Here is a 7127-nt window from a genome sequence, read left to right as displayed (position 1 = left end):
TGGGTGGTTTCGCCCCTCACCACAACCGGCAGCGACGCCCTCCAAGACTCCGACGTACACGGAGCAGCAGGTTTCCGATGCGAAGGCACGCGCGTGCTCCGCACTGGACCTCGTTCATAAAGGGACCATGCTCCACGCAGGCACGAACGTCGGACAAAGCAGTGACCCCGCATTGGCCGAAGCTCAAGGCGCGGACGCACGGCTGGCAATTATCAGCGGTGGTTGGTATCTCCGCGACCACGTGGACGCAGCGACGCCCCCAGAGCTCGCGACTGCGATCAAGGGATTGACACAAGTCATGCTCGATCTAGGCGCAAACTACTTGGCCGATGCCAGAAATGACGACCCTGCACAGTCCGCTCTGATCAAAGAAGGGAACTCGGGGTTCGATCGTGCGCTGGAGCTTTGCAAGTGAGTAGCGCAAGCGGCAACACCGATCCCTGGTTTATGGCCATGGTGGGCCAGTGGTGGACTCCACCTACTGATGTCAGCGTTGTAGGTGCTGCCGCAATAAAACGGCGAACCACCGCGACTGCATGGCAACACTTTTCGGATCACCTGCGGCAAGAATTGTCGGGTTCGCTGAACCCAGAACTTCAGAAGGGTATGGCCGCTGAGTCCATTCGGGACGCCTTCACATGGGGTGCTGATCAAGCCGGCGAAGTCGCGAAGACAAATGGTGTCATCAGCGACGCTCACCACTCTGCGCACGAGAGCGTGCACGATTTGAATTCTCGACTAGAGACGATCGCACATGACGGAAAGTCAGAGATTAATCAAATCCAACAGTCGAAGGATCTACCTCCGATTAAGGTGGGCAAAATTGTAGAGGTGGTGATGCGTTGCCAAGAGGATGCGAATGCCGCGGCGGCACCTCATACTCAAAACGTATTCGAGGCAATGCAGACCATTCTCGATCAGCGAGGAATTCACACAAGCGCCCGTCAGTTTGCCCAGCAACACGGCATCGACACCACTCGGATGCTCGGCTCGCCAAGCAAGGAAACTGTCACACAGCAGGTGCAAGGCTTGCTCGGTGAAGGCGGCGGCCCGCAAGGAGGTCCAGCACCGTCGGAGTCGCCCCAGGCCTTTGGTGGGGCCGGATCGCAAGAACTCCCACCACCCCCACCGCCCGCAGCACCACCCCAGCCCCTCGGTGGGGCCGGATCGCAAGAGCTCCCAACTTCGATACGCCCCGCGGCAGCAGGCGTAGGCGGCATCCCGGGTTCGGGAGCGTCGATCGGCCAACCTGGCATGAACGCCCCGCTGCCGATGAATTCGTTGCCAACCACCGCGCCGGCCAACGCATTTGGTCAATCGGCCCTATCGGGCGCACAACCGCCCAACGCCTTCATGCAAGGCCTGGATCATGGCCTGAACCAAGGGGCACCCACATCGGCCGCACTCAACAACGTGCCGCCAGTAACCGGCCCGGTTCAGCCGCAAGTGCCCGTTCAACCTCCGGTGTCGGACGTCCCGGCTTCGACGGCGCCGGTAACGGCGCCTGCGGTTGACGCGCCTTCAGCTACAGCCGCTCCATCAGTCAGCCACTCTGCGGTAACCGATTCGGGCACAACATATTTGGCTGGGCCGGCCGCCGCCGCCTCGACACCAGCCGCACCCATCGGTTCGTTGCCGACATATGGCTCTGACATTCGCCCACCGATGCCTACGATTTCGGCGCCGACACTGCCGTCGAGCCCGCCGGTGAGCCCGTCCATTTCGTCTGCCGCCTCACCGGCCTCAGCACCGGTCAGCCCGTCCGCCGGAGCCGGCGGGATCGCGCAGCCCGTCGTTCGTCAACCGACCGCCGCGCCACTCGCGCATCCCGCGCCAGCCGGCATCGGCGAGCAGGCCGTCGTTGCTACCGCGGGTGGAGCCGCCGCTGGGGCCGCCTCCGCGCAAGCGACGGCAAAAGCCCGCCTCCAGCGGCTCGTCGACCACGTCGCCAATCAAGAACCGCGCCTTCGGTGGGCTGCTGGAGAACAGGCTGACGGCACCACCCTTCTGGTCACCGACCTTGCGAGCGGCTGGATTCCGCCGGGTATCGCGCTCCCATCCGTCGTGACCCTCCTCGAGCCGGGCGAGCGCCGTGGCGACATCGAAACATTGCTAGGCCAAGTAAGCGCATCGGCCAGCTACTCGCCGGTGCATTACCTGCCGGAATCAGCTGCGGACGACGCCGAACCCATCCCCACCTCACCGCGCCCCCGGCAGGTACCAGCTGTCGACGAGCTCGGCTGGGAACTCGGTCAAGCCACCAACTGGCGAGACGGGCTGCCGCAGATGGCACACACCCTCGCCAAGGCGGCGTCAACCGGCACAGGCGTTATCGACAATGAAGTCGAGTTCCTTCAACAGCATCTCGCGGCGCTTCGTGACCGGGTGCTGGACGCTTACCCCGACGACGTGGACGGCGCCGCCATTGCCAACTGGCAACTACTCGCCTCAATCGAGGCACTGGCAGCCTCGGACAGCATCGGCGCCAACTACCATTTCGCCTGGTTCCAGGCACTGAATTACGTGCCTTAGGAAGAGGATTCGATGGACCCGCAGCAGCTACAGATCGTTCTAGGCCAACTCGCGCACGCGTTCGGCATGCCGCCGCCGCCACCGTTGACTCCCGATCAGATCGCATCGGGAAGCTCGCTCATGAGTCAGCTGCTTGCCACCCTCGGTCTCGCCGGAAACGCAGGTGATCCAACTGACATGGCCGCTGCTGAGGCCGGGCACGCCAAGCGCGGCGAGAAGACCGGCGACGCGATGACGCAATTCCCTGCGGGCGATCAGGATTCGAGCAAGCAACTCGAGCAGCTAATGAGCTCTGCCACTCAAATGCCGCAACAGTTCATGCAAGCCTTCGGCGGAATGTTCCAGGGGCTATCACAAGGCATGAATCAGGCTATGCAGCAGGGCATGCAGATGGGCACGCAAATGGCGAGCTCACTGGGCAAAGCGGGCCAAGGTGCTGGCCTGGCTGGTGAGCTTCCCGCCGACGCTCTCGGTGACGCGCTCGGCGCGGGTGGCGCGGCGCTGGGTGCCGGTGGTGGAGCTGGTGCGGACCTGGCTGGCGTCACGACGCCCGCCGGAAACCTTGGGCCGCCACCAGTTCCGTCAGCTGGCACTTATCCGATGTCGGCGCAACAGGTCCCGGTGCCACCCAGTCCCCCCGATCCGGGCGCTGGAGCGCGAGGGTCGATGGGCGGCGGAATGCCGATGATGCCGCCTGGTGCTGCCGGCGGTGCCGGCGCGGGCGGCAGCGACAGTAAGGCCGAGACCAAACGTGTCGTGCCTCCAACAGTCAAAAACGGCGCGCCAGTCCAAGGACGTATCACCAGCCCGCAGACCACACCGGAAGTCGTGAAACGCATCGCCGGAAAACCGGTAGCCAGCAGACGCATGGTCGCCCCTGACGACAAACGCGACGACGACGAAGACGAAACCGACCGCAACCGTTCGTAATACGATTACTTAAGCGCAAACGGAAAATTATGCCTCGCGGCTGATTTTGACGCCCCCCAGGGTGAATTGTGCAGCCTGCGCAACGCCGTTAGCTTGACCGGTATGGCTGAGCGCGAGACGTTGCGGGTTCAACCCGAAGCGATGCACGTTGCGTCACAAGCACTCTCCGGGGCGGCGAAGGATCTGCACTCAAAGCTTGTCGAGCTCGACGGCCAGGTTCGCGAGCTGCTCGCGGGATGGAAGGGCGGATCCGGCGACGCGTATGGCCAGGCCTGGGATCTCTGGCATCGCGGAACGGGAGAGATCCAGCTGGGGCTGTCGATACTAGCGAAAGTGGTCGGCGTCGCTGGTGCAGATTTCCAAGCCCAAGAGCGCACCGCAGGCCAGACGGTAGACGGAATCTACCGTGGCTGACGCATTCAGCGTAGATCCGGAGGCGCTGGCCGATGCCATGCAACGCATGGGCGAATTCATGCGGCACACTGAGAGCCTCGTCGCTGAGATCGACTCGCTGGTAACGCATCTGCACCAAACCTGGTCGGGTGAGGCCGCGGCCGCGCATGCCGAGGCGCATCGACATTGGGCGCTCGGTGAGGCGACGATGAGAGAAGCATTGAAGCAGTTGAAGACGGCCGGCGGCACAGCGCATCACAACTACACGCACGCGATGGCGGCGAACGTGGCGATGTGGTCGTGAGCCGATGGCACCGCTCGCGGTAGACCCAGCGGTCCTCGACGGAGCCGGCACAGCCCTGATCTCGGCCGGCGAAGGGCTGGGATCGGTCATCACGACTTTGACCACCTCGCTGTCCGGATGCAGCGGGATGGCCGGTGACGATCCCGCTGGCGCGGCATTTGGCCGCACCTACAACTCGTCAGCGTCCAAGCTGCTGGAGGCGATGGCTACCACTCGTAATGGGTTGTGCCGCTTGGGTGATGGAGTACGGGTCTCCGCGCACAACTATTCGGCGGCCGAGGCATCGTCAAACGTGTCGGGACACGGCCAGCCGCTCTCCGCCCCGCACCAGACCGGCTCTATTTCGGCGGGCTCAGCACCCTCAGCTGTCGGTGAGGGTGTTGCCGCGCCGGCGGGCTGGGGCTGGGTGTCGAAATACATCGGGATGATCTGGCCGAATGGCGATTCGGCCAAACTGCGATCTGCCGCGGCGGCTTGGACCGGTGCCGGAACGAAATTCGAAGTCGGCGAGATACTGGGAGCAGCCGGGCCGATGGGCAGCATCGGCGCTCAGCAGATCCCTGAAGGCCCAGCGATTGCTGCGGCGTTCTCCGCCACGAACCGCAGCGCAGCCGGAATTTTGCAGCAGTGCGCAACGATCGCGACTCAGCTCACGTCTTTGGCCGGAAAGATCGACACGGTCCACGCGGCAATCCTGGATCTGTTGTCGCGCATTTGCAATCCGCTGACTGGGCTGAAAGAAGTCTGGGAGTTCCTGACCGACGACGAAGAAGACGAAATCAGGAAGATCGCCAAGGACATTCGCATCATCGTCAACCAATTCACGGCTGAAGTCGATGCATTGTCTCAGGAGATCGCCACGGCGCTTTCGGAAGCGGCCGCCATCATTTCCGCGATGGCCCGCTACGCCGAAAAGGAGTGGGACCACTTCCTGCACGACACCGATGTCGGCCGAGCCTTGGATCACCTCGGCCAGATGTGCAACGGCGTGTTCACCGAAGCCGAGGGTTTGGTCAAGAGCTTGTGGACCTTTAACCCGGCGCGGGCAGCCGTCGACCCGAAAGGCTTCTGGCACTCCGTCTCTGGCGCAGTCGACAAGCTGGAATCGCTGACTGGGTTGGAGGGCGAGCAGAGTCTCAAAGAGTCGTGGAAGGAGCTTGGCAAAGACACCGTTCATTGGGACGAGTGGAGTACGAATCCCTTTCAGGCGGCGGGCGAATCCGCTTTCGATTTGGCGACGGTGCTTATTCCTGGTGGCGCTCTGGAGAAATTGCCAATGGTGGGCCGTGCCGCGGCGGACGTGGCTGAAAGGTCCGAGGAGTTTCGTCCAGCCACGCTCATCCCCGAACCCGCACCGTCTCACGGCAATCCAGCACCACGAAACGGCGCGCCACGAAGCGGACTACCGGAGCCTGGACCGCCAACCAAAGAACCGTTACCGCCGTACGGGCTCACCGAGTCAGAGACTCCGGTCAGCCAGAAATCTGCAGTGGGCACAGAACCCAGGCCCGCGGCCGCGCCAGAGACTGCCGCGCATGCACCGTCGTCCACGCCCGCTCACTTACCACCCGGCGCGGCCACCGGCCTGCCGTCGGCATCCCTTCCTCACGGTCCGGTCGCAGCGCAACCGCACAGCGGCGCACCGAGTGCCTACTCGCCGGCGCCAGACCATTACGGACCCGTGGCTCACTCGGCCCCATCGTTGACGCCCCAGGATCTATCGGCCTTCGCTAACTACACTGGACCGGGACACGAGTACCTGAACGAGGCGTTGAGGACTGGCACATTGGACGCATCTCAGCAAGCTCAAGTTGACGTACTGAGTCAGGCGTTGGAGAAACTACCTCCGCACCACGGACCGGTGTTTCGTGGCACAAACCTGCCAGCAGATGTGCTTGCGCAATATCAGCCAGGCGCGGTCGTGAGCGAAAGCGCGTTCTTCAGCACAACGACGGATCTCAAAGTGGCGCAATCCCCGGCATTCGCTGGGAACGTCGAGTTCAGAATCCGCTCGACGACAGGACGGGATATCTCGTCGTTCTCGATCCTCCCCAGCGAGCAGGAAGTTCTGTTCCCGAACGGCGTTCAGTTTTACGTGGTAGGTCGAAAATTTGATCGTGACAGCGGCAGGACGATCATTGACATGGTTGAGCGATAGGAAAAGTTAAGCAATGGCAAAGAAAATCGCCGGAAAGACGTTCTCCACACCCGAAGAAGCAGGCGTCACCCCGCCAACCCAAGAGGAATTGGCACACTACCGCAAATTCTTCGACGAGCTTCAAGAGCGGATAGACCAAGTGCCTGAAGAGGACCGCCTGAAAGAAATCTCGTCGAAGTTCTGGGACGACACCTCCGGTACTGAGTACGAAGGCTGGCAAGACAAGTAGTGGCCAAGAAAATCGTGGGCAAGACGTTCTCCACTCCTGAAGAAGCGGGCGTCACCGCGCCAACCGAAGAGGAATTGGCGCACTACCGCAAACTGTTCGATGAGGGTCAGGAGCGGATAGACCACCTCACTGAAGCCGACTATTGGACAGAAGTTCCGGAAAGGTTCCGGGATGACATGTCCGGCACCGAGTACGAGGGCTGGCGGGACCGCTAGCTAGACCCCCACGCCATCCCACCCCGACGCCGCGCGGGCGGATAGTGTTGAACCGTGACCGCTCCCGGCGGCCCGGGCACTGTCGAGCCCGGCCCCAACGCAGAACCCGACCCCGAATTCGAGACGCTGGCCGCAAATGCCAGCGCCGAGCGGGCGCTGGAAGATGTCCAGGCCGGCGAGGATTCCGGCCCTGAGCAGCCGCCCGTCGACCTGACCGCGGCAGCGTTCTTCGACGTCGACAACACCTTGGTGCAGGGCTCGTCGCTGATCCACTTCGGCCGCGGCCTGGCCGCCCGAAAGTACTTCACCTATCGCGACGTCCTCGGATTCGTCTACGCGCAGGCCAAGTTTCAGGTCCTCGGCAAA

General features: G+C 62.8%; 10 protein-coding genes and 1 pseudogene. 9 read left to right on the top strand and 2 right to left on the bottom strand.

From position 1 onward, the window contains the following. Nucleotides 1-415, top strand: a 415-nt coding sequence (locus VN856_RS21590; protein ID WP_325692743.1) for a hypothetical protein, incomplete at its 5' end; no start/stop codon positions are given. Between the two features lie 1039 nt (nt 416-1454). On the opposite strand, the gene VN856_RS21585 is transcribed toward VN856_RS21590, so the two are convergent. Next, nucleotides 1455-1721 (bottom strand): hypothetical protein, encoded by a 267-nt coding sequence (locus VN856_RS21585; RefSeq protein ID WP_325692741.1) that lies wholly within the window; start codon nt 1719-1721, stop codon nt 1455-1457. On the opposite strand from VN856_RS21585, the gene VN856_RS21580 reads away from it, so the two are divergent. The 4 genes from VN856_RS21580 (at nt 1708) to VN856_RS21565 (ending at nt 4159) form a co-directional block, all read left to right on the top strand. Beyond that, nucleotides 1708-2532 carry a DUF5631 domain-containing protein gene (locus VN856_RS21580; protein ID WP_325692739.1) on the top strand — a complete coding sequence of 275 codons (825 nt, stop codon included), beginning with the start codon at nt 1708-1710 and terminating at the stop codon, nt 2530-2532. The two genes, VN856_RS21585 and VN856_RS21580, sit on opposite strands and share 14 nt — an antisense overlap. A 12-nt stretch (nt 2533-2544) precedes the next feature. Continuing rightward, nucleotides 2545-3462, top strand: a complete 918-nt coding sequence (locus VN856_RS21575; RefSeq protein ID WP_325692737.1) for a hypothetical protein — start codon at nt 2545-2547, stop codon at nt 3460-3462. A 102-nt stretch (nt 3463-3564) separates the two neighbouring features. Continuing rightward, nucleotides 3565-3876: a WXG100 family type VII secretion target gene (locus VN856_RS21570; protein WP_325692735.1), complete on the top strand. Its 312-nt coding sequence runs from the start codon at nt 3565-3567 to the stop codon at nt 3874-3876. Next, a complete protein-coding gene (locus VN856_RS21565) occupies nt 3869-4159 on the top strand; it encodes a WXG100 family type VII secretion target (protein ID WP_325692733.1) in 291 nt (96 codons plus the stop codon). The genes VN856_RS21570 and VN856_RS21565 overlap by 8 nt, the downstream gene beginning before the upstream one ends. Before the next feature lie 264 nt (nt 4160-4423). Here the strand turns inward: VN856_RS21565 and VN856_RS21560 are convergent, their stop codons facing one another. Then, the gene (locus VN856_RS21560) at nt 4424-4612 is read right to left on the bottom strand and encodes a hypothetical protein (RefSeq protein WP_325692731.1); all 189 of its coding nucleotides are present in this window, start codon (nt 4610-4612) and stop codon (nt 4424-4426) included. A 79-nt stretch (nt 4613-4691) separates the two neighbouring features. Here VN856_RS21560 and VN856_RS21555 point away from each other — a divergent pair, with 79 nt between their 5' ends. From VN856_RS21555 to VN856_RS21540, 4 genes and pseudogenes are all read left to right on the top strand, one after another. Continuing rightward, nucleotides 4692-6317 carry an ADP-ribosyltransferase domain-containing protein gene (locus VN856_RS21555; RefSeq protein ID WP_325692729.1) on the top strand — a complete coding sequence of 542 codons (1626 nt, stop codon included), beginning with the start codon at nt 4692-4694 and terminating at the stop codon, nt 6315-6317. A gap of 13 nt (nt 6318-6330) precedes the next feature. Then, nucleotides 6331-6546, top strand: a complete 216-nt coding sequence (locus tag VN856_RS21550; protein WP_325692727.1) for a hypothetical protein — start codon at nt 6331-6333, stop codon at nt 6544-6546. After that, entirely contained in the window at nt 6546-6761 is a 216-nt protein-coding gene (locus tag VN856_RS21545) for a hypothetical protein (RefSeq protein WP_325692725.1), read from the top strand. Before VN856_RS21550 ends, VN856_RS21545 begins: the two co-directional genes overlap by 1 nt. 126 nt (nt 6762-6887) lie before the next feature. Continuing rightward, nucleotides 6888-7127: pseudogene (locus VN856_RS21540) on the top strand (HAD-IB family hydrolase); the annotation flags it as partial.

This window comes from Mycobacterium sp., assembly GCF_035603715.1.
In the GTDB taxonomy this organism is placed as follows: Bacteria; Actinomycetota; Actinomycetes; order Mycobacteriales; family Mycobacteriaceae; genus Mycobacterium.
The sequence above is the reverse complement of the archived record's forward strand: the minus strand, read 5'-3'. Positions and strand labels throughout refer to the sequence as shown.